This window comes from Porphyromonas sp. HMSC065F10 (assembly GCF_001808555.1).
Lineage (GTDB): Bacteria > Bacteroidota > Bacteroidia > Bacteroidales > Porphyromonadaceae > Porphyromonas_A.
In genome coordinates this window covers 1-572 of sequence record NZ_KV793753.1, presented here as the reverse complement: position 1 = coordinate 572, position 572 = coordinate 1, and the positions used below count along the sequence as shown (strand labels likewise).

1 protein-coding gene is annotated in these 572 nt (G+C 41.8%); it reads right to left on the bottom strand.

Translation table 11 applies throughout. The annotated features are described in order from the left end of the window. A partial coding sequence (locus HMPREF2890_RS09150; protein ID WP_210394735.1) for a hypothetical protein occupies positions 1-572 on the bottom strand: 572 nt, incomplete at both ends.

The following is a 572-nucleotide window of genomic DNA, read 5'->3' as shown; positions in this document are numbered from 1 at the left end:
GATACGGTGCAATCAATTCTTTTCAAGGCGGGATCTATTGGATCGGGAACCAGTGGTCTATCGGATCGCGTGTAAAACAACGCATCGGAAGCATCCACTGTAATACGCAATGAATCTTGTGGCACACCTTTCCGAGAAAAAAAATAATTCAATTCTTCCGGCATTAGAAAGTACGTTGGACTATAGTATTCGTGCATTCTTATCTGAAAAGGAGGCAAATAAGAATATCTAAGGACTGCCCGATCGGAAAAGTTCTTATTCTCTTTCCATCGAATTGCCGGAGCTACAAGGAATTTTTCAAGATTAAACTCTCGTACATATTCTGCTTGTATATAGGACAAAAGGAGTACTCCTGCTACAGTTTGCGTCCAACCATAAGTGAGCAGTTTAAGAAGCGCCTGATCAATAAAGAAGGTGTCTGCAGGCGTAATAAGAGAGCTTGAGATAGTCTCGATAAACTGGCAATGAAGATATGGGTTCGCACACCATGTGTCGACCGGGTATTCATCCATTTTTGCGACATAGTCAGAATAAAACGGTCTTATCGTTAGGGTTAGACCGTTGAAGTCAGT